This is a genomic window from Vreelandella sp. 162(4c) (genome assembly GCF_058152265.1).
Genome location: NZ_CM176981.1, coordinates 3,468,200 through 3,491,507, shown reverse-complemented (window position 1 = coordinate 3,491,507; position 23,308 = coordinate 3,468,200). Strand labels below are relative to the sequence as shown.

Annotated in this window: 21 protein-coding genes; 17 read left to right on the top strand and 4 right to left on the bottom strand. The window is 55.5% G+C overall.

Annotated features, from left to right (window positions below; translation table 11 throughout):
• Window position 1: 1 nt before the first annotated feature.
• The 17 genes from AC4EYZ_RS16015 to AC4EYZ_RS15935 all read left to right on the top strand — a co-directional run bounded on the left by AC4EYZ_RS16015 (window position 2) and on the right by AC4EYZ_RS15935 (window position 18,746).
• On the top strand, window positions 2–1,336 hold the full coding sequence (locus AC4EYZ_RS16015) for a TRAP transporter large permease (protein ID WP_474192978.1): 1,335 nt from the start codon (window positions 2–4) through the stop codon (window positions 1,334–1,336).
• 11 nt (window positions 1,337–1,347) lie between these two features.
• Window positions 1,348–2,739, top strand: a complete 1,392-nt coding sequence (locus tag AC4EYZ_RS16010; protein WP_233974384.1) for a malonyl-CoA decarboxylase — start codon at window positions 1,348–1,350, stop codon at window positions 2,737–2,739.
• Window positions 2,736–4,274 (top strand): malonate--CoA ligase, encoded by a 1,539-nt coding sequence (locus AC4EYZ_RS16005; RefSeq protein WP_490203880.1) that lies wholly within the window; start codon window positions 2,736–2,738, stop codon window positions 4,272–4,274. The genes AC4EYZ_RS16010 and AC4EYZ_RS16005 overlap by 4 nt, the downstream gene beginning before the upstream one ends.
• Window positions 4,275–4,432: 158 nt before the next feature.
• Complete coding sequence (locus AC4EYZ_RS16000; protein ID WP_230803468.1) at window positions 4,433–4,891, top strand: DUF2170 family protein; 459 nt, start codon at window positions 4,433–4,435, stop codon at window positions 4,889–4,891.
• Window positions 4,892–4,998: 107 nt separating this feature from the next.
• Window positions 4,999–5,694, top strand: coding sequence for a PspA/IM30 family protein (locus AC4EYZ_RS15995; protein ID WP_490203879.1), 696 nt, complete (start codon window positions 4,999–5,001; stop codon window positions 5,692–5,694).
• Between the two features lie 45 nt (window positions 5,695–5,739).
• Window positions 5,740–6,462: a DUF2491 family protein gene (locus AC4EYZ_RS15990; protein WP_490203878.1), complete on the top strand. Its 723-nt coding sequence runs from the start codon at window positions 5,740–5,742 to the stop codon at window positions 6,460–6,462.
• A 43-nt stretch (window positions 6,463–6,505) separates the two neighbouring features.
• Entirely contained in the window at window positions 6,506–6,919 is a 414-nt protein-coding gene (locus AC4EYZ_RS15985) for a DUF350 domain-containing protein (RefSeq protein WP_022521852.1), read from the top strand.
• 23 nt (window positions 6,920–6,942) lie between these two features.
• On the top strand, window positions 6,943–7,566 hold the full coding sequence (locus AC4EYZ_RS15980) for a DUF1190 domain-containing protein (RefSeq protein WP_027957008.1): 624 nt from the start codon (window positions 6,943–6,945) through the stop codon (window positions 7,564–7,566).
• A gap of 19 nt (window positions 7,567–7,585) precedes the next feature.
• A complete protein-coding gene (locus AC4EYZ_RS15975; RefSeq protein WP_027957009.1) occupies window positions 7,586–8,752 on the top strand; it encodes a glutathionylspermidine synthase family protein in 1,167 nt (388 codons plus the stop codon).
• 166 nt (window positions 8,753–8,918) lie between these two features.
• Window positions 8,919–10,961 (top strand): methyl-accepting chemotaxis protein, encoded by a 2,043-nt coding sequence (locus AC4EYZ_RS15970; RefSeq protein WP_474192236.1) that lies wholly within the window; start codon window positions 8,919–8,921, stop codon window positions 10,959–10,961.
• A 12-nt stretch (window positions 10,962–10,973) separates the two neighbouring features.
• Window positions 10,974–12,041: a chemotaxis-specific protein-glutamate methyltransferase CheB gene (gene cheB / locus AC4EYZ_RS15965; protein WP_474192234.1), complete on the top strand. Its 1,068-nt coding sequence runs from the start codon at window positions 10,974–10,976 to the stop codon at window positions 12,039–12,041.
• Window positions 12,038–13,480 (top strand): CheR family methyltransferase, encoded by a 1,443-nt coding sequence (locus AC4EYZ_RS15960; RefSeq protein WP_400670318.1) that lies wholly within the window; start codon window positions 12,038–12,040, stop codon window positions 13,478–13,480. The genes cheB and AC4EYZ_RS15960 overlap by 4 nt, the downstream gene beginning before the upstream one ends.
• A 2-nt stretch (window positions 13,481–13,482) precedes the next feature.
• Window positions 13,483–15,612 carry a hybrid sensor histidine kinase/response regulator gene (locus AC4EYZ_RS15955; RefSeq protein ID WP_490203877.1) on the top strand — a complete coding sequence of 710 codons (2,130 nt, stop codon included), beginning with the start codon at window positions 13,483–13,485 and terminating at the stop codon, window positions 15,610–15,612.
• A 69-nt stretch (window positions 15,613–15,681) separates the two neighbouring features.
• Window positions 15,682–16,038 (top strand): response regulator, encoded by a 357-nt coding sequence (locus AC4EYZ_RS15950; protein ID WP_457547670.1) that lies wholly within the window; start codon window positions 15,682–15,684, stop codon window positions 16,036–16,038.
• Window positions 16,039–16,107: 69 nt separating this feature from the next.
• Window positions 16,108–17,787, top strand: coding sequence for a diguanylate cyclase (locus tag AC4EYZ_RS15945; RefSeq protein WP_457547669.1), 1,680 nt, complete (start codon window positions 16,108–16,110; stop codon window positions 17,785–17,787).
• Entirely contained in the window at window positions 17,777–18,337 is a 561-nt protein-coding gene (locus tag AC4EYZ_RS15940; RefSeq protein ID WP_041159342.1) for a chemotaxis protein CheW, read from the top strand. The genes AC4EYZ_RS15945 and AC4EYZ_RS15940 overlap by 11 nt, the downstream gene beginning before the upstream one ends.
• Before the next feature lies 1 nt (window position 18,338).
• Window positions 18,339–18,746, top strand: a complete 408-nt coding sequence (locus tag AC4EYZ_RS15935) for a hypothetical protein (RefSeq protein ID WP_027957015.1) — start codon at window positions 18,339–18,341, stop codon at window positions 18,744–18,746.
• Between the two features lie 18 nt (window positions 18,747–18,764).
• Here the strand turns inward: AC4EYZ_RS15935 and AC4EYZ_RS15930 are convergent, their stop codons facing one another.
• The 4 genes from AC4EYZ_RS15930 to AC4EYZ_RS15915 form a co-directional block, all read right to left on the bottom strand.
• The gene (locus AC4EYZ_RS15930) at window positions 18,765–19,970 is read right to left on the bottom strand and encodes a molybdopterin molybdotransferase MoeA (protein ID WP_039857282.1); all 1,206 of its coding nucleotides are present in this window, start codon (window positions 19,968–19,970) and stop codon (window positions 18,765–18,767) included.
• Between the two features lie 215 nt (window positions 19,971–20,185).
• A complete protein-coding gene (locus tag AC4EYZ_RS15925; RefSeq protein ID WP_258955994.1) occupies window positions 20,186–21,463 on the bottom strand; it encodes a hydroxymethylglutaryl-CoA reductase, degradative in 1,278 nt (425 codons plus the stop codon).
• An 8-nt stretch (window positions 21,464–21,471) separates the two neighbouring features.
• Entirely contained in the window at window positions 21,472–22,794 is a 1,323-nt protein-coding gene (locus tag AC4EYZ_RS15920) for a TRAP transporter large permease (RefSeq protein WP_009285872.1), read from the bottom strand.
• On the bottom strand, window positions 22,791–23,303 hold the full coding sequence (locus AC4EYZ_RS15915; protein WP_027957017.1) for a TRAP transporter small permease subunit: 513 nt from the start codon (window positions 23,301–23,303) through the stop codon (window positions 22,791–22,793). Before AC4EYZ_RS15915 ends, AC4EYZ_RS15920 begins: the two co-directional genes overlap by 4 nt.
• Window positions 23,304–23,308 lie beyond the last annotated feature (5 nt).

Genomic DNA, 23,308 nt, shown 5'->3' with positions numbered 1-23,308 from the left:
CATGGATCCCATTACCTTAGGCATTATTGTCGCCATCGCGCTGATTGCGCTGATGGCCATTGGCACCCCTATCGCTTTCGCCCTGGGCGGTGTATCAATGCTGGCGCTGATCTACGACCGTGGTCTTGCTGAGCTCACCTACTTCGGGGAAACCTTTTTTGACCGCATCGCCGAGTTTGGTTTTGTCGCCATTCCGATGTTTATTCTGATGGGCGCCGCGGTGGCCTCCTCCCCCACCGGGCGCGATCTGTATCGCTCGCTGGATCTATGGATGGGCAAGCTGCCCGGCGGCTTGGCGGTTTCCAATATCGGCGCCTGCTCTATCTTTGCTGCGCTCTCGGGATCGTCACCAGCCACCTGTGCGGCAATTGGTAAAATGGGCATTCCCGAAATGCGCATGCGCGGCTACCCGGATGGCGTGGCGGCGGGCTGTATTGCCGCGGGTGGCACCCTGGGCATCCTGATTCCGCCGTCGGTCACCATGATTATCTACGGCATCTCCACCGAAACCTCTATTGGTCGACTGTTTATTGCCGGGGTGGTGCCAGGCTTTATGCTTGCAGGCCTGTTTATGATCTGGACGATGATCGCCTGCAAGATGGCCGGTGGCTATAACAACCCGATGGCGGAGTCCGTCGAACGGCTAAAGCAGAACGTTAAGCAGAATGTTGATACCAACCTGAAAGCGCTAGTGCGTGTTCTGCCTTTCCTGGGCGTGGTCGCGGGTATCCTGTTTGCCTTGTACGGCGGGGTGGCAACACCGTCAGAGGCGGCGGGTGTGGGTGCATTCCTCTGTTTGGCGCTGGCTATTTTGATCTACCGCATGTGGCAGTTGGGCCCGATAAAACTGATTATGCGCGACTCGCTGCGCGAAAGCGTGATGATCATGCTGGTGATCGCCACCGCCGAAGTGTTCGCCTATGCGCTCTCCTCAATGTTTATCACCCAAACCGTCGCCGCCGCGATTGCTGATCTGGAGATCAACCGCTGGGCGCTGATGGGGGTGATTAACCTCTTCCTGCTGGTGGCCGGTTTCTTCCTGCCCCCCGTGGCCGTGATCGTGATGACCGCGCCCATTCTGTTACCTATCATCCTGGCGGCTAATTTCGACCCCTACTGGTTTGCGGTGATTTTGACCATCAACCTGGAGATCGGTCTGATCACACCGCCAGTGGGTCTCAATTTGTTCATTATTAAAGGTATCGCACCGGATATTTCGCTGCGCGACATTCTGATGGGAAGCTTGCCCTACGCGCTATGTATGGTGCTGGGTATCTTGCTGCTGTGTCTATTCCCAGGCATCGCGCTTTGGCTACCTAACTTGATCATGGGTTAAGGAGTTCGACCATGAACATGCTGTTTTTGCAGGAGCTGTTCAACAACATCACTCAGCGCGATGCACTGTTGCGGCGCCGCCATCCCGAGACTTTAACGCCCGACCATGGGCAGTTGGTTAACGCCTGCCACAAGCTGTTGGAAAGCGATGGCGAAGCCTCCAGCATCGCTCTGGCAAGCCGTGCTTTGGCGATTTATCAGCGCCTTTCGGCAGCTGAAAAAAGCAGCTTTTTTGCCCGCTTAACGGCTGACTTTGCGGCCGAGCCCGGCCCCATTGACGCGGCCTATCTGGCGTATCAAGAGGTGCGCGACAACCAATCGCTACAGCGCCTGTTTGAAGCCTGCGAGCCCCGGCGCCAAGAGCTTTTTCGGCGTTTAAACCTGGCCAGCGACGGCACCTATGAGCTGGTTAAAATGCGTGAAGACCTGCTGGGGCTACTACGCGAACAACCGGAATTAGCGCCCATCGACGACGATTTCGCCCATCTGTTCGGCTCCTGGTTCAACCGCGGCTTTTTGATGCTCAAACGCATTGACTGGAACACTCCCGCTTCGATTCTAGAGAAGATCATCCGCTACGAAGCGGTACACGAAATACAGGATTGGGATGATCTGCGCCGGCGCCTGGATGCCCGCGATCGCCGCTGTTTCGCCTTCTTCCACCCCGCCATTGGCGACGAGCCGCTGATCTTTGTGGAAGTGGCCCTCCACAAGGGCTTGCCAAGCCGTATACAGCCCATCTTGTCGGGGGAAAGTTCTGGAGAGGGTTCCGTAGAGAGTCGTCATACTAAAAAAGCCATCGATGAGCCCGAGGATGCCGATACTGCGGCGTTCTTTGGTATCAGCAACTGCCAGACCGGCCTGCGCGGCATCTCCTTCGGTAATTTTTTGATCAAGCAGGTGGTGCAAGAGCTCTCCCAGGAGCTGCCGCAGCTTAAATACTTCGTCACCCTCTCGCCGGTACCTGGCTTCGCCCAGTGGCTGCAGGAGCAGCGTGAGGATGAGCAGCTTCCCTCGTCGCTGCGTAAATCACTCAAAGGGCTTGAAACCCCAGGATGGCATCAGGACAAAGCGCTTGAAGAGCAGCTTAAAGCCGCGATTCGCCCACTGGCCGCCCGTTACTTGGTCGAAGAGAAGAACCGCCACGGCCTGCCGCTCAACCCGGTGGCCCGCTTTCACCTCGGCAACGGCGCTGAACTCCACCGTATTAATTGGTTGGGCGATATCTCCGAGAAGGGCTTTAAACAAGCCGCTGGACTGATGGTTAACTATCTGTATGTGTTGGACGATATCGAGCGCAATCACGAAAACTATACCGCCAAGGCGACCGTTGCTTGCTCGAATGAGGTGCGCGACCTCGCCAAACGCGCTCGCAAGCTGGCCAAAGGAGAGACCACCAAATGAGCCACAACCTATTTGAAACCTTTGCTGCCAAAATGCGCGAGCGCGCAGAGGCCGATTTTATTACTACCCGCGATGGCCGCCGCTATCGCTACGCCGATGCGCTGACCATCAGTGCGCAGCTTGCCGGCGCACTAACCGAGCTAGGCGTTAAGCAAGGCGACCGCGTTGCCGTGCAGGTGGATAAAAGTCCTGAGGCGATACTGCTTTACCTGGCCTGCCTGCGCATCGGCGGCGTCTATTTGCCCCTCAATACGGGCTATACCGGCGATGAGATTCGCTACTTTTTAAATGACGCCGAGCCCGCGCTGTTCGTTTGTCGCCCCAAGATAGAAGAGCAAGCACTGTCGCTTGCTGCTGAAACCGGCTGTCCGGCGGTGGTCACCCTGGGCAGCGCCGCCGATGGTAGCCTGATGGAAACCGCCCAAGCGGCAGTACCAAGAGAAGACATCGTGGCACTTGGCGAACGCGACCTGGCCGCGATTCTCTATACCTCAGGCACCACTGGGCGCTCCAAAGGCGCCATGCTAACGCACAAAAACCTCGCCTCTAACGCCAAGACCCTGGCCAAAGCGTGGCACTTCAGCGCTGATGACCGGCTGATTCATGCGCTGCCGATCTTCCACACCCACGGCTTATTCGTCGCCTGCAACGTCACTTTGATGGCGGGCGCCAGCATGCTCTTCCTGCCTAAGTTCGATGCCGATGTCATTTTTGAAGAGTTGCCCCGTGGCACTGTGATGATGGGCGTTCCTACCTTCTATACGCGCTTGGTTCAGGACGAACGACTGACCCCAGAAGCTACCGCCAACATGCGGCTGTTCGTTTCCGGCTCCGCTCCGCTCACCGCCGAGACCCACGAGGCATTTGAAGCCCAAACGGGGCATGCGATTCTTGAGCGCTACGGCATGACTGAAACCAATATGAACCTCTCCAACCCCTATGACGGTGCCCGCCGAGCAGGCACTGTGGGCATGCCGCTACCCGGTGTGGAGATGCGCATTACCAACCGAGAAACTGGCGCGGAGGTGCCGTTTGGTGAGATTGGCATGCTGCAGATTCGCGGCCCGAATGTCTTTATCGGCTACTGGCGAATGCCCGAAAAGACCCGCGAAGAGCTGTTAGACGACGGCTTTTTCATTACCGGCGATCTCGCCATGGTCGACGAGCAGGGCTATGTGCATATTGTTGGCCGTGACAAGGATCTGGTGATTTCCGGCGGCTACAACGTTTACCCCAAAGAGGTGGAACAGGTGATCGACGAGCTTGATCAAGTCGCCGAATCCGCAGTGATCGGTCTACCGCACCCTGACTTTGGCGAAGGCGTTACCGCAGTGGTGGTTCGCCAGCAAGGCGCTGATCTTGGAGAAAACCAGCTTGAAGAGGAGAAAGTAATCACCCATTTAGATGGTCGGCTAGCTAAGTATAAGCAGCCCAAGCGGGTCTTCTTTGTCGATGAATTGCCGCGCAATACCATGGGCAAAGTACAGAAAAATGAACTGCGCAAACGGTTCAACGACACCTACCAAACGCCTTAGTCGCCATTCCTAAGCGTTACCCACCCCTAAATGTTTGCCCCAACTCTTTCACCTGACACGATAAGGGAAAGAGGCGGGGCGTTTTTTTGCGAAAAGGAACCATTTGCTCTACTAAATGTTAAGGTAAGGTCACTTAACGAACGATGGAGCAGATCGCCTTGACTACGCCTACCGTTACCAACGGCATCACCGCCAGCGAGCTATATAAATTAGTCCGCCAGCCAGCATCCAACAACGCTACAGAGGCCCCCCTTGAGTGGCCCGAGGGCACGATCAGCCTGGATGAGACGAATCAGACCCTGATCTGGGAGCTTAACGACTACGGCAACTTGCCGATTACCCTCTCGCGCAGCGAAAATGAGTGGGTCGCCATGGCGCCCATTGTGGCCGTTGATAGCGTCAACAATACCGCTGAGCTCAACGAAGTGCTGTTGCGCCAGGGCATTTCGTTACCGCTGGCTTCCGTGGGCATTGTCGAAATCGACGGTCACGACTTTTATGTGGCTTACGGACAGCTGTTTGGCGACTCAAAGCTTGAATCGATTTGTGCCGAGCTACACGCCACGGCCAGCGCGGCCATGGACGTCGCCGAACTGATTCAAACGCACTTTGCCTAAGCCTAACAGGGGTTATCGAAAACAGAGTTAATCGGTCATCGCCACTGACATGCACACTGAAACAGTGGCGCTTTATTTAAAGATATTCTTAAAGAAGAGACACTTATATGTTAAGCAAAATTATGACTGCCCTGCGTGGCAAAGCGAATGAAACCGGTCAAGCCGTGGTGGATTCCCAAGCACTGCGCATTTTAGACCAGGAAATCCGCGACTCGGAAAATCACCTGAGCCAATCTAAAACCGAACTCACCCGCCTGATGGGCCAGCGCCAGCTAAACAGCAATAAAGCTGACGCCCTGGAAAGCAAAATCGCCGAACTGGAAAAAAGCGCTGAGGCCGCGCTGGATAAAGGTGAAGAAGCGCTAGCCGTGGAAGTGGCTGAACGCATGGTGACGCTGCAGGATGACCTGGAAGCGGAGCGCGCTATTGTCAGCGAGTACGACGCCAGCATCGAAAAACTACGCGGCGCGATTCGCGGCACCGACAATCAGCTTCGCCAACTCAAGCAGCAGGTGAGCGTCGTTAAGGCGACTGAGTCAGCACAAAAAGCCCAATCTGCCGTTGCGGCTCGCCACTCAGGCCAGAACAGCGCCATGAGCAGCGCCATGGAGTCACTGGAGCGCATCAAAGAGCGCCAGCAGCTTAATTCAGCGCAAATGCAAGCCGCTGACGACATGGCCGCAGAAGAGAGCGGCAGCTCGCTTGAAGCACGCCTGAAAGCAGCCGGGGTGGGTGGCCAGAATCGCAAAGCAGACGACGTGTTAGCGCGCCTGAAAGCGAAGAAAAACGCCGCACAGGAATAAGCGTTAAGAGCAAATCAGCGTTTAAATTTATTAGGGAGCCAGGCCATGTTTAACACCCTCAAGGCACTTTTTCGCGCTACTACGGAGAAGCCACCCGAGCCTAACGAAGGCCGCCCGGTGGCCGCTGGCCTGCCTATGAGTATCAGCCAGGAAGACCTTGAGGGCCTACGCCTGGATGGGCGCGTCAATATTAAGCTGATCGGCCTGCGCGCCCACCCCGATGCACTGTTTCGCTGGAACGACGATGCCTACCATCATATAGCTGCCGTGGGGCACGTCGATCTTGGTCAAGGAGCGCACTTGGTGCGCTTCTATCTGGATAACGACACCTGGCTGCAGGCCAATATTGAGAACGGTCAGGTGCTTGAATATAAGCTGTTCGACTTTTACCGTGTTGCCCATCTCTCGGATGCCGAATTTGATAATTTGATAAACGGTGAAGATAAACAGCCCGACAGCATCGGCGCCCAAACCATCGCGCTCACCTCAACCACTGAGGAGGCGCGCAGTTGCACCTATCAGCGAGTGTGGGGGAATGGTGACAGCCTGTGGTCGCCGCCGGTGGTTTTCGAAGAGCAGGTAATGACCACCGAGAGCGTGTCGGCGCGCCATGTGACCCACCATGCCATGCTCTATGAGCGTACCATCGAAGGTGCTGAGCGTATGGAGTACTTACTGCTGAGCGCAGAAAGCGATGGCGAAGGCAGCTTTATGGCGGTGCACAACGTGGGGGTAGATGTGGCCTCCGTCGATATCGACGCTGTTTGACCCGCAAGTCTATTTTTAAGCTACTGAAAAGGAAGCAACCACCATGGTGAATTACCTCTACGGCCTGCCATCATTTATCGCCTATCTAGTCACGGCGATTATCCTGCTCGCCGCCTTTATGTACTGCTACAGCCGGATTACCCCGCACCACGAGTGGACGCTGATTCGCGAAGGTAATGCGGCCGCTGCTTCTGCCTATGGCGGCTCCATTTTAGGCTTCACCATTCCGCTGTACAGCGCGATGGCAAACTCCATTAGCTTCATCGATTTTGTGCTCTGGGGCATTGTCGCCTTTATCGTTCAGCTGGCCACCTTCTTTGGCGTTAAGTTGTTTCTGCGCAAGCAGGGCGAAAGCCTGTCTCAGCACATTACCGAAGGCCACCAGGCCTACGGCATTTTAATGGCCAGCGTGGCCGTGGCAGTCGGCTTACTCAACGCCGCTTCGATGACTTGGTAACGACGTGGTAAAGGAGAGCCTGCATGTCAAAACACGATAGTACCCCTCATTTGCCGCGCCGCAAGCGCAGCGGGCGCTTGTCACTGGCAATGATGGGCGCCAGCGCCTTTGGTCTTACCGCCTGTGGCCAACCGCCCCAGGAAGAGCAAATCACCGATATAGAGTTCGACCAGCCGCGCAGCTTTCAAAGCGTTGAAGATTGCGTTGCGGAGAATGTCTATACCCGTAGCGCCTGCGAAGATGCTTACGAAGCCTCATTAAAAGAGGTGCCGCGCTATAGCACCCTGGAGGAGTGCGAAGCGGAGAATGGTGAAGGCGCTTGTACCGCGCCGACCGAAGAGCAGTCTCAAGCGGCTACGGGTAGCACCGGCGGCAGCTGGTTCATGCCTGCCATGATGGGTTATATGGTCGGCAGCATGATGTCCAACACCAATCGTGGACGCTCCTTCGAGCGGGTGTATCAGGAGCCGGTGTACCGCAATCGCCAGAACCAGGGCAACTGGAACACGGCCTCTAGCCAGGCGACTCAGCGCGTCACTCAGCGTAACGATGCCATGCGTAGCTCAGTGGCTCAGAACCGCCAAGCCGCGTCTCAGCGCCGAGGCTTTGGCTCACGCTCTTCTGCCCGCGGCGGCTGGGGCTCATAACCCCCAGGCAAATATTACTATGCTGCGAATCGATATCCCTGAACGAAGCAACTGGAAAGCCCTGGCTCACGAGCTGGGCTTTCATTTTCATACCATCGACGGGGAGCCTTACTGGAAAGAGGACGCCTACTACCAGTTCAGCCTAGAGCAGGTAGAGCGAGATATCGAAGCGCCTACCGAGGAAGTGCATGAAATGTGCATGGAGCTGGTGGACAAGGTTTGCCACTCCAATGCGCTTATGCAGCGTCTGGCGTTGCCTGAACACATGTGGGACAGCATCCATAATTCCTGGAAGTCGGGTCAGCCGCACCTCTACGGACGAATGGATTTTGCCTATTCAGGCGATGGCCCGGCGAAACTGCTGGAGCTCAACTACGACACCCCTACCTCGCTCTACGAAGCGGGCTTTTTTCAGTGGGTGTGGCTTGAGCAAGCCATCCAGCAAGGCATCCTGCCGCGCCATGCGGATCAGTACAACTCTATTCAAGAGCGCCTGATCAATGCCATGGCGCACCTTGGCGATCGCATTGAAGCGCGTACACTCTATTTCTCCTGCATCAAAGATAATGCTGAAGAGCGCGCCACCGTGCACTACCTGCAGGATGTGGCGGTGCAGGCGGGGCTCAAGGCGCCTTTTATCTACACCGAGGATATTGGCCTACAAACCGGGGCAGAGCACTTTGTTGACCTTGATGACCAGCCTATCCACGCCCTGTTCAAACTCTACCCCTGGGAAGAGATGGCCGACGATGCGTTTGGCGAATATATCCCACAGCTAAACACCCACTGGTTTGAGCCGCCCTGGAAAGCCATTCTCTCCAACAAGGGGATTCTGCCCCTTTTATGGGAGCACTTTAAAGGCCACCCCAATCTACTACCGGCGTTTTTTGAGGATGCCAATAGCCCACCACTGCCTGCGGGCTGGGTGCGTAAACCGTTCTTCTCCCGGGAAGGCAGCAATGTGGAGCTAATCACTCCAACTGGCCAGCGGGAGGCCGTGGACGGCCCCTATACCGACAGCCCATGGATTCGGCAGGCTTACCACCCGATGCCGCGCTTTGGTAATAACCACGCCTTAATTGGCAGTTGGGTAGTGGGCGACCGCGCCTGCGGCATGGGCATTCGTGAAGACGTTGGTCGCATCACCAAAGACTCCTCCTGCTTTGTGCCCCACGCGATCGTGTAAGCGCAAGTACCAAAATACACTTATTACAGGCTAGCCAGTCCTCACAAAAAAGCTGAAATCGTTGCCACTACCCTAAGTAGAGTGGTAAGTATCACTCTACTTCTAACCCTGAGCGCTATTGAGCAGCGTCGTTAGGGCCACCGTCTACTTTGGAGCAACGGCGAACATGATGGCGCGCTGGAAATCCCTACCTTTACGGCTTCGTCTATTTCTCTCTTTTGGGACAGTCTTAGCATTCGCGATGCTTTTGGCGCTCTATCTTCAAGCGCGTTCACACAGCCAAGCGCGGCTGGATAACCTGCTTAATCAAGAGCTACCGGCACAGGTCAAAGGGCTGGCAGCGCATATAAACCTCAGCCTTAGCCAGGATCTTGCCATTTCCGAAAGCTTGGCCAATAGCTACTTTATTGAGCAGTGGGTTCGCGAAGGCCTACCGGAAGAGCGACAAAACGACATTGCGGCGTATCTAGCGCGTCTTATGGAGCAGTTAGACACCGAGCTGCTGTTTATCGCCGCTCAACACCAGGGTCGGGGCTACTATTTCCAGCTGCGCAACGGTGAATTTCTGCAGCGCATTATCCAGCCCCCCGGCAGCGAAGATGACTGGTACTACCACTTTACTGACAGCGACAACGCTTACGAGCTAAATTTAGATAGCGACACCTTCTCACCCGACGATGCCTTTGTGTACGTCAATTATCGCAGCACGGTAAATGCCGCCAACGGTCGACCGCTGGTCGTGGCCGGTGCGGGGCTTGATCTCTCCCAAATGGCCAGTTTGATTGATGACTTTCGCTTAGGCGGTAGCGGACACGCTTCGCTGCTCAGCGCCGAGGGTGAGCTGCTTGTTCGCAGCGGCGAAGCCAATCGTAGTGATGAATCAGCTCCTACTGTCGCAACAGCCACCGAGGCCTTACCAGAGCAAGCGTCGCAGCGTTTGCTGCAAAACGAGCAGCTACAGGTGCATGAAGCGACCCGTGACGGTCAAGAAGTGTTGGTCAGCACGATCTGGCTCCCCGAGCTGCAGCGCTACCTAATGGTGGAAGTCGATAAAAAGACGTACCTGGCGTCCACCCACGAGCGCTTCCTGGAGTCCAGCGGTATAGGGCTGCTCATTCTGCTCGTTGGGCTGCTGGTACTCTACCCGCTGACTGGCAGTCTCATCCGCCCGCTGATTGATTTCCAGCGCCAGTTGAAAGACATCACCTACAGCCTGGATCTTTCGCGGCGGGTCAGCACCGATGACAAAGCCGAACTTGGCGACTTAGCCAACCAAACCAACGAGCTCCTTGAGCGCCTCTCCCGCGCTATTGCGGCAGTGGCCAAAAACGCTCAGGCACTAACGCAAGTCGCTGACCGGCTGGCGAAAACCGCCGGGCTTTCCGGTGTGCACGGTAGCGATATCGATCATGAAGCAAGCCAAACCATGGCCGCAGCGGTCGAGGAAATGGCCTCTTCGGTAGCGGAAATAACTTCCACCATGGAAGAACTCTCTACCTCATCAACCCAAATTGCCGATCACTCTCAGTCGGTGGTCGACGTTGCCAATCAGACGCTGGAGCGCAGCCGGAAAGGCAGTTCGGCCATGCAGCTGCTACAGTCAAAAATGCAGGATATCCGTAGCGACAGCGAACAGAGCCTGACAGAGATCATGACGCTGGGGGCGAAATCCAAACAGATCAACAAGGTTATGGAGCTGATCAACACCCTGGCCGCTCAGACCAAGCTGATCGCTTTTAATGCCGCCTTGGAAGCTTCAAGCGCAGGGGAATCGGGCCGCCGCTTTTCGGTTGTCGCCAGTGAGATACGCCGCTTGGCTGACAGCGTGACCGACTCAACCCAAGAGATTGAAGCGCATACCGATGATATTCAGACGGCGATTAATCGCTTGGTGGTGGCCTCTGAAAAAGGTGCCTCCTCAATCGAGCAGGGCGTTGAGGCAAGCATGAGTACCGCCCAGGATCTGGAGGCGCTGCTCAAGGCAGCGAGTCAAACCAGCAGCGCGGCCCAGCAGATATCGCTCTCCACACAGCAGCAAAAAACCGCCAGCAGCCAGGTGGTGATGGCCCTACGCGATATCGATACGGCCAGTTCTCGCAACGCACACTCAGTGCGCAGTATTACCGATATTAGCCAGGACATGATCCATATGTCGGCTGAGCTTAACGCGCTGGTGCAGGAGTTCACCCTAACAAATAAAAATCGCTGATAAGGATACCGGATGAGTGTAATTCGGGTAGTCATTGCCGACGACAGCCAAGTAGCCCGCGACGTGCTACGCGATATCCTCAGCCGGGACGATGATATTGAGATCGTGGGGGAAGCCGCGAATGGCCGCGAAGCGGTGGAGCTGGCCAAGCGCCTTGCGCCGCATCTGATCACCATGGATCTCAACATGCCGGTGATGGACGGCTTGACCGCGATCGAAGAGATCATGTACAGCAAAGGGGTGCCCATTCTGGTAGTTAGTGACCGCTCCGATGCGCAAACCGCCTATCAAGCCCTTGAGGTAGGCGCGTTGGAGGTCATGCCTAAACCCACTCTGGAAGGAGCCGATGCCGAACGCTTGCTGGAGCGTGTACGCCTGCTTTCCGGTGTGGCGGTCATCACTCGTCTACGTCGACGCGGCTTAGCACCCCCCCCCTCTCCTCCAATAGCGACATTTGCTGTAACGCCACGGGGGGTGCCGCGTAACTTCCAGCACGTGGTCGCGATCGCCTGCTCAACCGGTGGCCCGCAAGCTTTAGTGCGGGTGCTGCGGAGGCTACCCAGCGGGTTTCCAGCCCCCATTGTGATCGCCCAGCACATCAGTCATGGATTTATTGATGGCATGGCACAATGGCTGGCATCCCTTTGCACTATGCCGGTTAGCGTGGGCCAAGAGGGCGAACGGCTACGCCCTGGGCATATTTACCTCTCACCTTCCGAGCGTGACTTATGCGTATCCTCCCGCCACCGCTTCCAGCTTCAACCCAGTCCTGAATGCTCCCTGTACCACCCCTGTTGCGATGTGCTGCTGCACAGTGTCGCGGAGGTCTACGGCAGCGATGCGATTGGTATTATTTTGACCGGCATGGGCCGCGATGGAGTGAATGGTATGCGGGCGATACATCGCGCAGGCGGAACCACCTTCGCGCAAGATGAAGCCAGCTCGGTGATTTATGGCATGAATCAGGAAGCCGTCAAAGCAGGCGTCATACAGTATGAATTACCGCTCGATAGCCTTCCGGATCGGCTGCTACGCGATGTCCATGGCTGCATGGATAGCCGACCGGAGCCTCTGGCATGAGTGCGTTTGCTCCCTTCAAAGCTCTGGTGCATCAACGCTGCGGTTTACACCTAGATGGCTTGGCCGAAGCCCGGCTATTCCGAGCAGTAGCCAGCTTACAGGCCTCCACGGGGCTAACCGACATCACTCAGCTCCTCAAGCAATTAAGCCACGACCCGGCGCTATTCGATCAATTTGTCAGCCAGTTAACGGTCAACGAAACCTATTTTTTTCGCGAACCTGACGCCCTGGACTGGCTGGTCAACACCTATTTACCGCAACGCCTAACGACAGAGCAGCCGCCGCTCTCTATCTTCAGCGCGGGCTGCTCTTCCGGTGAGGAGCCCTATAGCGTAGCGATGATGCTGTTTGAGCGCTTTGGCGAGCGGGCCAAAGCGCTGTTTACTCTTACCGGCGGCGACCTGGATCACCAAGTTCTCGCCAAGGCACGCCAGGCAGTTTATGGCGGCATGGCGTTTCGCGCCCTCTCCCCCGCCTTCAAAAAGCGTTACTTCAGCCCCCACAAGGGGCGCTACAAGCTTCACGAACCGCTGCGCCAATGGGTAACCTTTCGGCCGTTTAACCTGTTAAACGCCAACGAAGACAGCCCCGTCGGCCCCTTTGATGTAATTCTGTTTCGCAATGTCTCGATCTACTTTGACCAGCAGACGCGGCGCCATATCCATCAGCAACTTAGCCAGTTGCTGGCCCCCAATGGCATTTTACTCTGCGGCGTCACCGAAACCCTGGGTAACGATCTCGGCGTGTTTGAATTGACCGAAGCTCAGGGCGTATTTTACTTTCGCCATGCAGAGCAACCCGCGATAGTGCCAGAGACGCCCCTTCAGCCCTCATTACTTGCGATGGACAACATGGCTGAAGACAGTATTACTGAAGACAGTATTAGCGTTGCTGAGAGCGCAAATAAACAGCTAGCGTTAGACAACTGCACTGATGTGACACCCCAGGCGCCACGTCAGCATGCAACGGAAAAAGAGCCAACGGACAGCATTAGCCACCAACTGCACACCGCCCATCGGTTGCTTAACCAAAATGCGTTTGACGACGCCGCTACGCTGCTTGAGGTGCTGCTTAAGCAACAGCCGTGGTCGATCGATGCGCTGGTGCTGGCCGGGTTGGTCGCCCGCTGGCAGCAGCGGCCCCAGCTCGCCTACGAGCATTTTAAGCGGGCCATTTACGTCGCCCCGGAGTGTTGGCCGGCCCATTTCTACTTAGCTGAACTTTATCGCCAAGGCGAACTGGCCGACAAGCCATTACAGCGCAAGCAGCGCTATGCTGCGGTGGTTCGTTTGCTGACCACTGCGCCCACCTCTGATGGAGGGCTAGACACCATCACCCCACCACTACCGCCAGGCGATGCGCGCTTTCTAGCCGAACGTTATTTAGACGCGGTGAACCTAACACTGGCATCAACCAGTACCACCCAGGGAGTGGGTTAATTATGGCGCTGGATATTCGCCGCTTTATACAACGCTTTGTGGAAGAGGCAGCCGACCACCTGCCCCGCTTGCGAGAAGGAATTAGCGCACTGGAGCAGGGCCATGCTGATCGCGAACAGATCAACGACCTGTTCCGCGCAGCGCATACGCTGAAAGGCTCGTCGCGAATGCTTAAACTGGTGCCAATTACGGCGCTGGCACATAGCACTGAAGAGCTGCTCAGCGCTCTGCGCGACGGCACCCTAACCGCAACGCCAACGGTGACCAGCCTGCTCAGCCAGGCGGTTGACGGTCTTGCTGACTTAGTCAGTCGACTCGCCGAAGGAGCGACAGGTGACGACCTACCCGCGGCTGATGAGGCGCTATGTAGCGCCCTGGAAGCGGCTGCCCTCGGTCAGGCCCCACCCCCGCCCATTACTCCCGCTGAGGCGGCGCCATCCTCTGTGCCTGCGCTACCGTCCTCCTCAACACCGCCTTCCTCCGCTGCGCTGGTGGCGGAGAGCGAACTGCGGCTCAGCGATACTGTGCGGGTTCGCCTGGATCGACTGGACGATGTTATTCGTTTGATGGGCGAAGTGCTTTCCGGCCATCATCATTTACATACCCTGGTTGATCAAGCCCGTGAGCTAAGCATCACACCTCCTGCCGAACAGCAGGGGCCTTTTCACGCCTTTCACCGTGAGCTGAAAGATAGCGTGTTAAGCCACGATTCGCTGATGAGCGACCTACACGACCGCGCACTGCAAATGCGCATGCTGCCGTTAAGCGTGGTGTTTGATCCACTCGCGCATATGTCCCGGGAATTGGCCCAGTCACTCGGCAAACAGGTCGACTGCCGGGTGCGAGGCAGCGAAATCGAACTTGATCGCCAGATGATTGATCGCCTGTCGGATCCGCTTATTCACCTGCTGCGCAATGCCTTGGATCACGGCTTAGAGCTGCCTGCCGAGCGCCAGGTAGCGGGTAAACCTCCCCGTGGGCAGTTGATTATCGAAGCCTGGCAGGATGCTGGCTGGGTGGTGGTAGAGATGCGTGACGACGGCGCGGGTATTTCGCTTGAAGCGGTACGTCAAAAAGCGCTCGCCAAGCAGTTGGTGAGCGAAGAGCAGCTCCATGCACTGAGCGAACAGGAAACGCTAGAGCTTATATTCCTGCCGGGCTTCTCTACCAAGAGCATGATTACCGACTTTTCTGGCCGCGGTGTGGGCATGGATGTGGTCAAGCGCACCGTGGTGGATGAGCTTAACGGCGACCTGCAGCTTGCCAGCGAACGCGGTAACGGCACCCGCTTTACTCTGCGCCTGCCACTCTCGTTGGCGATGATGCGGGTACTGCTGGTCAGCGTCGGCGGCGTCAACCTAGGGGTAACGGCGCCTTACGTATCAGAGTTGGTAGAGTGCTCATCACAATCATTTATTGATGCTGCGGGTCAGCGCACGCTGATTTTACGCAATGAATTTGTGCCGGTGGTATCGCTAGCCCAACTGCTTGAGCTACCAGAGACGGCGTCCGGTACTGATACCACCCTACTGCTGGTCGTCCACCAGCGGCACCAGAAGCTTGCTCTGATTATTGACTCCCTGATTGATGAACGCGATATGATCATCAAGCCACTGCCCGTGCATCTGCGTTATTTACCACTGGTCTCGGGCATGGTTTCCATGGGACGCAATGCGCTGGTAAGCCTACTCCACGTACCCGCTTTACTGGAAGCCACCCGACACGGTGCCCAACGTGCTAACGAAGAGCGTGCATCCTCCGCTCTCGCGAAACGCATTTTGGTGGTCGACGACTCACTGAATACCCGCGAAATAGAGAAAGATGTACTCGAAGCGTGGGGCTACCACGTTACCCTGGCCGAAAATGGTCGCGACGGATTAGCCAAAGCACTGGCAGAGCCGTTTGATGCCGTACTTACCGACGTTGAGATGCCGGTAATGGATGGCTTTGCGCTGACTGCCCGACTGCGCGAAAATGAGGTTTATCGTTATCGGCCAATTATTATTATCACCTCGCGGGAAAAGGAGGCTGATCGGCGACGCGGTATTGAAGTCGGTGCTGACGCTTATATCGTCAAAGGTAGCTTTGACCAAAACAATTTAGTTGAGACACTCCAGGCCCTACTGGGTTAATCACGAGTGATACTGACACGACGGTTAATGACATAGCCATTAAAGACACAACTACCATGAGGTCATGGAATGCCTATCCTGGTCGTAGACGACGATCCGCTTGCCGGGGAAATGACGGCGGCACTGCTTGAGCATCAGGGCCATGAGACGCTGCTGGCCATTGACGCGATGGAAGCCGTTGAGCAGCTAGATAATCGCAGCGATATCAAGCTGATTGTCAGCGATATGCACATGCCCCTCATCAGTGGGGTAGCACTGCTGGCGATGCTGCGCGAGCAGGCTAATCACCTACCGTTTATTTTACTCACCGGAGACACGCCGGACATAACGCTTCAGCAAACACCAGGCCTGGATGCCTGTTTGCGTAAAGATGCCGAGCTGGCATCCAACCTGGAAGCCGCAGTAAAACAGGCGCTTGATGAGTAACCATCGCTAGTGGGAATGGATCACTGATGGAATGGATCGCCGCTTTCGTTCACTTACGTAGGTAGTTTGATGTCTAAGCCCGCCCCTTCGCTGCACGATAAGCTGAACCAGCTGCGTGAGCGTTTTATTGAGCAGCTTCCGTCCCGCTTAGCGCAAACCGCCGAGCTGTGGCAGCAGAGTCGCACGACGAGCGAAGAACAGGCGCGACTCGCGCCAGAGCTGCACCGTTTCTTTCATAGTTTGAAAGGAACCGGGAGGTCGCTGGGATTTGAGCGGCTTGCCCAGCTGGCGGATCAGGCGCAAGAGGCGCTTACTACCTCCCCCGCCCGCGCCGATATCGATACGTTTATCAGTCAATTGCTTCTCCAGATGGGTCACGAGCAGCAGCACCTGCGTTCCCACCACGGTCAACAGCAAGCGCTGGCGGCCGTAAACAGCTTCGAGCTTTCCAGCCAAGTTGAGCCACTGCGCAATAAGCGCCAGCGGTTAATTTATCTGTGCGACGATGAGCCCGAGCAGGTCGATCAATTAATCCATCACCTACGCTGCTTTGGTCACGAAGTCGTTCAGTTTATCGATACAGACACATTCTTTAACGCCGTGCTCACTCGTCGCCCTGACGCAGTCATCATGGATGTGCAGTTCCCCCAAGGGCAGACGGCAGGCACTGAAACCCTGACCAGCTTAAACAAACTGACAGGCCAACCGCTTCCTGCCATCGTTTTGTCGGCCCACAGCGACTTTCATTCGCGCCTGAGTGCCGTTCGTGCAGGCTGCGGCGGCTACTTTACCAAACCGGTAAAACCGCTGGATCTGATGCTGGCAGTGGATGAACTGACCGCTCCGGCGGCAGAAGAGCCACTCAAGGTGCTAGTGGTGGATGATGAGCCCGAAGCAGCCGCTTACCACGCTCTGTTGCTTGAAGAGAGCGGAATGCTGACTCATCAGGTTCACCATCCCGCCGATGCGCTCACGGTAATGGAGCGCTTTAGCCCCGATTTACTGTTGGTCGATGTGTATATGCCGGTGTGTTCTGGGGAAGAGCTGGCATCGATTATTCGCCAGCAGCCGGAACACCTGGGTCTACCGATTATCTATCTCTCCAGTGAAACCGACAGCCAAAAGCAGATATCCGCTATGTCTGCGGGGGTTGAAGCCTTTCTCACCAAACCCGTTCAGCCCGAAGAGCTGGTCTCTGCCGTGCAACTGCGCGCCGAACGCCTGCGTCTGCTGCGCTCATTAATGACCCGCGACAGCATGACCGGGCTGTATAACCACAGCACCACCACTGAACTGATCAATAAAAACCTCGCTCAGGCGCACCGTGATAATAGCCAGCACGCCATGGCGATGATCGACATTGATCACTTCAAGCATGTCAACGACACCCACGGTCATTTGGCGGGTGACCAGGTAATTATCACCCTGGCAAGACTATTAAAGAGTCGCCTGCGTCTCTCCGATATTATCGGCCGCTACGGCGGAGAAGAGTTTGTTGTGCTGCTAAAGGGCATTAATGCCGAGAAAGCCGCCACATTGATCGATAGCCTGCGCGAGGATTTTGCACTGATTGATTTTCACACCGGTGAGGTTCGCTTTCGCTGCACCTTCAGTGCAGGCATTAGCAGCTTCCCCGCACAACCTTCTACCGAGCCGCTGCGTTTAAGCGCCGACCAAGCGCTCTACCGCGCCAAACACCAAGGTCGCAATCAGGTAGTGATATCGCCGGAGCTGGCCGATGACCGCTGAATTTCCCCGCAACGGCGAGGCAAATGACCAGCCGCCCGCTACCCAAACCCTTGACGAGGCATTAGCAGCACACGGCGATGCTGAGGCGGTGGTAGATATTGATGAGCCTACCCAACAGCTAGTGCTCTTCCGGCTCAACGGCCAGCCTTTTGCACTACCCGGCAGCGCGGTGAGTGAAATTCTATCCAGCGACCAACCCGTCTATTACGTGCCGGGACTGCCTTCCTCTACCGAAGGTGTGCTGCACCTGCGGGGCACAATCGAGTCCGTCATTAGCCTGCATCGACTACTCGGTTTACCTGCACCGGAAGGTAACAGTAAGGGGATGATTCTGTTAGTGAGCGCGGCAGGGATTACTAGCGGTGTGCGTATTGAACAGCTTGATGATGTGTGCGAGGTCACTCAAAGTATGCTGCAAGCGCCGCCAGAGACGCTTTCCGGCACGTTGCGCCCTTATGTCAGCGCGCTATGGCAGATAGATGAGCAAGAAGCGCTTGCCCTGCTTGACCCAGAGGCGCTCTTCGACGCCTACCAGCAGGGGCTCGGTTAAAGTGCCCTTGCATCGCGGCCATCATGAACAGGCCCAGGTTGCCTTGGTGCTGTTTTGCGTAGGGCCTTACCGTACCGCCTTGGAAGCGCGCCATGTGCTGGCCATGACCGATCACCCCACGGCACCGCGCACTGCCAATGCTCAAACGTTGCTTTATGAAGGTGGTGACCATGGCTCCCCACCTAACCGCTGGCTCACCCTACGCGACGCTCAAGCAGCCAGCGACAACAACAGCACTTGGCAACTGGGCGTGAGCGGTGACATAACGCTTCAGCAACTGCCGGCCAACACCCTCTACCCGCTGCCTAAACTGCTGCTTTCCCGCCGATTTTCCACGGCGCTATGCGGGTTAACCTTCGTCCAGCAACAGCTAGTACTGCTACTGGATGCCCGCAAGCTTAATCCTTAGCTTTCTCAGCCCCTGCTCTTAGCCAGCCAACCACAAACAGCTAATGGCATCGCCCTCGGCTATGTCGCTATTGGCCGGAATCACTGCAAAAGCATCGGCGTTAATACAGGATGAAAGCACCCCGGAATTCTGATCCTCAAAGGCCGTCGCCGTCACCCCGCTTGGCGTGAACTCAAGCGTTACACGCATATAGTGCTCACGTGGGCCGGTGGAGGTAGCAAACCCCGCTTTCGCGGTCACCGCTGGCAGCGATGTTAGCGCTGGACAACCAAGCATTGCGCCCAGTAAGGGACGCAAAAACAACCAGGCACCAACAAACCCCGAGACCGGATTGCCTGGCAAACCGACAAACCGCACCTGGCTGCCGTCATCGCGAGGCAAACGACCCAGTGCCAGCGGCTTACCGGGGCGGATCGCCAGCTTCCACATATCGAGCTGGCCAATCGCTTCCAGCGCAGCTTTGACATGATCCTCTTCGCCGACGCTGACGCCGCCAGTGGTGACCACCAGGTCTGCCTCAGCAGCGGCGGCCGTTAACAGTGCCACAGTGCGGGCATAGTCATCCGGAACACTAACGGTACTCACCACCTCGGCGCCAAAGTTCTCTAACAGGCGCCTAAGCATCGGCCGGTTTGAGTTGTAAAGCTGCCCCGGCTTTAGTGGCGTACCCGGATCAATAATCTCATCGCCCGTCGAAAGCAGCGCCACACAGGGGCGCCGGCGCACGCTGACCTGAGTAATCCCCTGACCTGCCAAGTGGCCAAGGGCCGCTGCTTCGAGCCGCTCACCAGCGTCTAACAGTACGCTGCCCTGGCGCACGTCACGCCCTTGGCGGCGGACATTATCACCTGCGGGAATATCCGCAGGCATCAGCGCACGATCACCGTCAACTTGTACGCGCTCCTGCATCACCACGCAGTCGGCACCGGGAGGAATCTCACCGCCGGTAAAAATACGTGCGCAGCTTCCTGGCGCAAGCGCTTTCGCCTGTGTGCCGGCGGCAATGCGTTGACTCACCGGCAGCCACTGCCCCGCATCAGCAGCGCGCAAGGCGTAGCCATCCATCGCGCTATTATCGAAGGGTGGTACATCCAGCTGTGCGGTGACGGCTTGGGCCAACACACGCCCGGCAGCGGCTTCCAGCGGAACACTCTCGACGCCTATTACGCTGACGTCTGCCAGTAGCGCCTCAAGCGCGGCTGATATTGGCTGCAAGTCACTCATGCTGACCTCGGCCAGGGATGACCAGGTTGGCGAGCATGAACTGGGTATTATGAAGTGATGGCATAGTCGTCTCTAAAACAGAAAAACCGGAGTCGTTAACCTTAAAGAGTAGATTAGCGCTGTAGATAGAATGCCACGATCAACGTTCAGAAACAGCCCGTAGTGGTTACATCTAGCTAGACGACTAGTCAGTTCTATATAAGCTGGCTAAGGCGTTACTGTCGCACCTCGTTGAGAATTTCTTCTGCTACATCGACCCTTACCTTACCAAGCTTCACCAACGCGTCGGCTACTTTCTCAATCTCGTCACCAACCGCACCTGCCATGACCGCAATATTTTTCGCATGGAGTGCCATATGACCCTTTTGGATGCCCGTCGTCGCTAGTGCTTTGAGTGCAGCGAAGTTCTGAGCCAAACCGACTGCAGCAATAGTGCAGGCAAGCCGTTCGGCAGTCGTTATGTTCATTATATCCAGCGCAATACGCGCTGTAGGGTGAGAGCGCGTGGCTCCACCAATTAAGCCTACCGCCAAAGGCATTTCAATAGTGCCGGTCAGGTTTCCGTCAGCATCGGCTTCCCATCGTGTTAATGAGCTGTACTGCCCTGTACGGGCAGCATAAGCATGGGCTCCCGCCTCTACGGCCCGACAATCATTTCCAGTTGCCAGTACCACAGCACTTACCCCATTCATGATGCCTTTGTTATGCGTGGCTGCGCGATAAGGGTCAATATCGGCGAAGTCATAGGCGGCCAATATGCCATCACGAACCTCTGCACCACCAATTTCGTCCAAAGCCCAAGTAGCCCGTGCTCTCGCTAACCGACGATCCGCCAAGTTGGACAAAATACGCAGATAGGTCTTCCCTCCCGTCCATTTTGCAATATGGGGGGCTACGGCTTCCGCCATGGAATTCACTGCGTTAGCGCCCATTGCATCACGAGTATCGACAATCAGATGGGTGACCACCATTGGCCCAGTGCGTCCTTTCAGAACACGCACCTCCATATCACGGAACCCGCCGCCGTGTTTAAGCAAGACCGGATCTGTTTCATCACATATCAACTGAACGTGCGACTTATGCTCTAGTATCTGCAAACGAGCGAATTCAGGATTCGGAACACCCAGCAACTGAACCTGGGCAATCATGTGAGAATTCGACATGTCTGTCTTAAAACCGCCGGTTGAACGGCACTGACGGGCTGCGTTACAGACAGCAGCTACCACCGAAGACTCCTCTGTCGCCATGGGCACTAGGACATCATGCCCATCTACCAGCATATTGGTCGCCACACCCAAAGGAATGTTCATGGTGCCAATGACATTCTCGATCATGGAGTCGGCTGTGGCTGAATCCAGGTTGCCCGTGTTACCCAGGTGCCTGACAACATCCTCGCTCAACCCAGTGACTTCCACTACCTTTTGTAGCCGCTCTTCAGGTGACATTTTGTGCAACCCTGGAATACGAGAAGTCGTTGTAGTCATTGTTTTTATCTCCTTTTTTAAGAGCGTACTTTCTGTGAAAGTTGTTCAGGCAGCCAAGTAACGATTTCGGGAAAAAGCATAAATAAAATTAATGCAATGAGCTGCAAAACTAAGAAGGGTACGATGGCCCGGTATACAGTTCCCATACCAATATCAGGTGGCAGTACTCCCTTTATGTAAAAAAGCGTGTAGCCAAAAGGCGGGGTGATATAACCCATCTGAGCAGTAATAAGGAAAAGCACTCCGAACCAGACCGGATCAAATTGAAAGGCGTTTATGATAGGTAAGAAGACAGGCACACATAAAAGGATGATGCCAATTTCATCCAGGAATAACCCAAGGAAGACTAAAACCAGCATCATGGAAAGCAGTACTAACCAGCGATTCATTTCAAGGTCTTGAATGAATTGTAGAAGCGAGTCCGCCCCGCCAGTGCCGGTGAAGATGGATACAAATATCTTCGCCCCAATCGTGATCCACATAATCATAGTGGTCACACGCAAGGTATCCATAGATGCAGCAGATAAGTTTTTAAATGTCAGCTGCTTCTGAAAGGCCGCTGAAATCAACGCCCCAACAACACCCACTGCTGCTGCCTCGGTGGGCGTGGCAATACCTGCATAGATACTACCCAGCACGGATAAAACAATCAGTACTGGTAGTATCAGAGCTTTAAGAGAACTCAACATCTCCCCTAGGTTTGTCTGCTCTCCAGACTGCCGAGGAGCTAGGTTTGGCTGGATAATTGCTCTCAGAATAATATAAAAAATATACAGTCCTGCCAGTATTATTCCTGGAACAATACCGGCAGCAAACATTTTGCCAACTGATATCTGGGCAGTAGAAGCATATACAATCGTAATAATTGAGGGAGGAATCAGAATGCCTAATGTACCTCCTGCACAGATTGTGCCCAGTGCTAATCGCTGGTCATAACCGCGCTGTAGCATAGATGGCAATGCGAGGATGCCCATTGCCGCAACAGCCGCCCCAACAATGCCGGTCATCGCCGCCATCACCGTACAGATCGCCACGGTACCGACGGCCAATCCTCCCGGCAAACGTCGGAACCAGAGCTCCATTGCACGATATAACGCTTCAATAATACCTGAGCGCTGAAGCACGCTTGCCATCAGCACATAGAGTGGGATAGCCAGCAAGATGTCTGATGTCATTGCATCAAAGGTTTGGAGAACGGTCAGCACTAGTGCATCAGCTCCCCACAGTATGACTGTGAATAAAATTGCCAAAAATGCCAGTACAAATGCTAAAGGCATCCCGCTGAGCAACAATACCAACAGTGAGACAAACATCATTGAAAGGACAAGAGTAGAACTCATGCTTTCACCTCTTGACCTTGAATACGCTTAACTGCCCAAATAATTTCAGCCAGCGCTTGCATGAGAAGCAATAAAAAAGCGATCGGAATAAGCGCTTTCACCGGCCAGACGGGGGGATTCCAAGAGGTAAATGAAGTTTCACCACTTGCGTAGGCATTCAGCGCTATAGGTAGGCTCTGATCTATAAAAATCACCGTTACTACAACAATCAGCGCATATGTTAGACAGTCTACTAAGCCTGCCAACTTAAACGGCAGTTTACGGTAAAGTATGTCAACGTTGACGTGTCCAGCAGTATGTAGAATATAAGGGCCAGCCAGTAAGAAGTAAGGGCCAAATAATAGTGTCGCAAGCTCCATAGCCCAGGTAGTGGGTGCATTGAAAAAATAGCGGGACACTACTTCGTAGCTGATGACGGCCACCATAATGAAGACAAAAGCCGATACAACCGTGGCCACCCAACGGTTAAGAGCCGTTATAAGGCGGCAGTAGCCAAGAAGAACAGCCATAATTG

What these genes read in the sequence shown, in the direction of transcription:
- AC4EYZ_RS16015 (WP_474192978.1), top strand. Translation starts at nt 2, where the DNA reads ATGGATCCCATTACCTTAGGCATTATTGTCGCCATCGCGCTGATTGCG.
- AC4EYZ_RS16010 (WP_233974384.1), top strand. Translation starts at nt 1,348, where the DNA reads ATGAACATGCTGTTTTTGCAGGAGCTGTTCAACAACATCACTCAGCGC.
- AC4EYZ_RS16005 (WP_490203880.1), top strand. Translation starts at nt 2,736, where the DNA reads ATGAGCCACAACCTATTTGAAACCTTTGCTGCCAAAATGCGCGAGCGC.
- AC4EYZ_RS15995 (WP_490203879.1), top strand. Translation starts at nt 4,999, where the DNA reads ATGTTAAGCAAAATTATGACTGCCCTGCGTGGCAAAGCGAATGAAACC.
- AC4EYZ_RS15990 (WP_490203878.1), top strand. Translation starts at nt 5,740, where the DNA reads ATGTTTAACACCCTCAAGGCACTTTTTCGCGCTACTACGGAGAAGCCA.
- AC4EYZ_RS15985 (WP_022521852.1), top strand. Translation starts at nt 6,506, where the DNA reads ATGGTGAATTACCTCTACGGCCTGCCATCATTTATCGCCTATCTAGTC.
- AC4EYZ_RS15980 (WP_027957008.1), top strand. Translation starts at nt 6,943, where the DNA reads ATGTCAAAACACGATAGTACCCCTCATTTGCCGCGCCGCAAGCGCAGC.
- AC4EYZ_RS15975 (WP_027957009.1), top strand. Translation starts at nt 7,586, where the DNA reads ATGCTGCGAATCGATATCCCTGAACGAAGCAACTGGAAAGCCCTGGCT.
- AC4EYZ_RS15970 (WP_474192236.1), top strand. Translation starts at nt 8,919, where the DNA reads ATGATGGCGCGCTGGAAATCCCTACCTTTACGGCTTCGTCTATTTCTC.
- cheB (WP_474192234.1), top strand. Translation starts at nt 10,974, where the DNA reads ATGAGTGTAATTCGGGTAGTCATTGCCGACGACAGCCAAGTAGCCCGC.
- AC4EYZ_RS15960 (WP_400670318.1), top strand. Translation starts at nt 12,038, where the DNA reads ATGAGTGCGTTTGCTCCCTTCAAAGCTCTGGTGCATCAACGCTGCGGT.
- AC4EYZ_RS15955 (WP_490203877.1), top strand. Translation starts at nt 13,483, where the DNA reads ATGGCGCTGGATATTCGCCGCTTTATACAACGCTTTGTGGAAGAGGCA.
- AC4EYZ_RS15950 (WP_457547670.1), top strand. Translation starts at nt 15,682, where the DNA reads ATGCCTATCCTGGTCGTAGACGACGATCCGCTTGCCGGGGAAATGACG.
- AC4EYZ_RS15945 (WP_457547669.1), top strand. Translation starts at nt 16,108, where the DNA reads ATGTCTAAGCCCGCCCCTTCGCTGCACGATAAGCTGAACCAGCTGCGT.
- AC4EYZ_RS15940 (WP_041159342.1), top strand. Translation starts at nt 17,777, where the DNA reads ATGACCGCTGAATTTCCCCGCAACGGCGAGGCAAATGACCAGCCGCCC.
- AC4EYZ_RS15930 (WP_039857282.1), bottom strand. Translation starts at nt 19,970, where the DNA reads ATGAGTGACTTGCAGCCAATATCAGCCGCGCTTGAGGCGCTACTGGCA.
- AC4EYZ_RS15920 (WP_009285872.1), bottom strand. Translation starts at nt 22,794, where the DNA reads ATGAGTTCTACTCTTGTCCTTTCAATGATGTTTGTCTCACTGTTGGTA.
- AC4EYZ_RS15915 (WP_027957017.1), bottom strand. Translation starts at nt 23,303, where the DNA reads ATGGCTGTTCTTCTTGGCTACTGCCGCCTTATAACGGCTCTTAACCGT.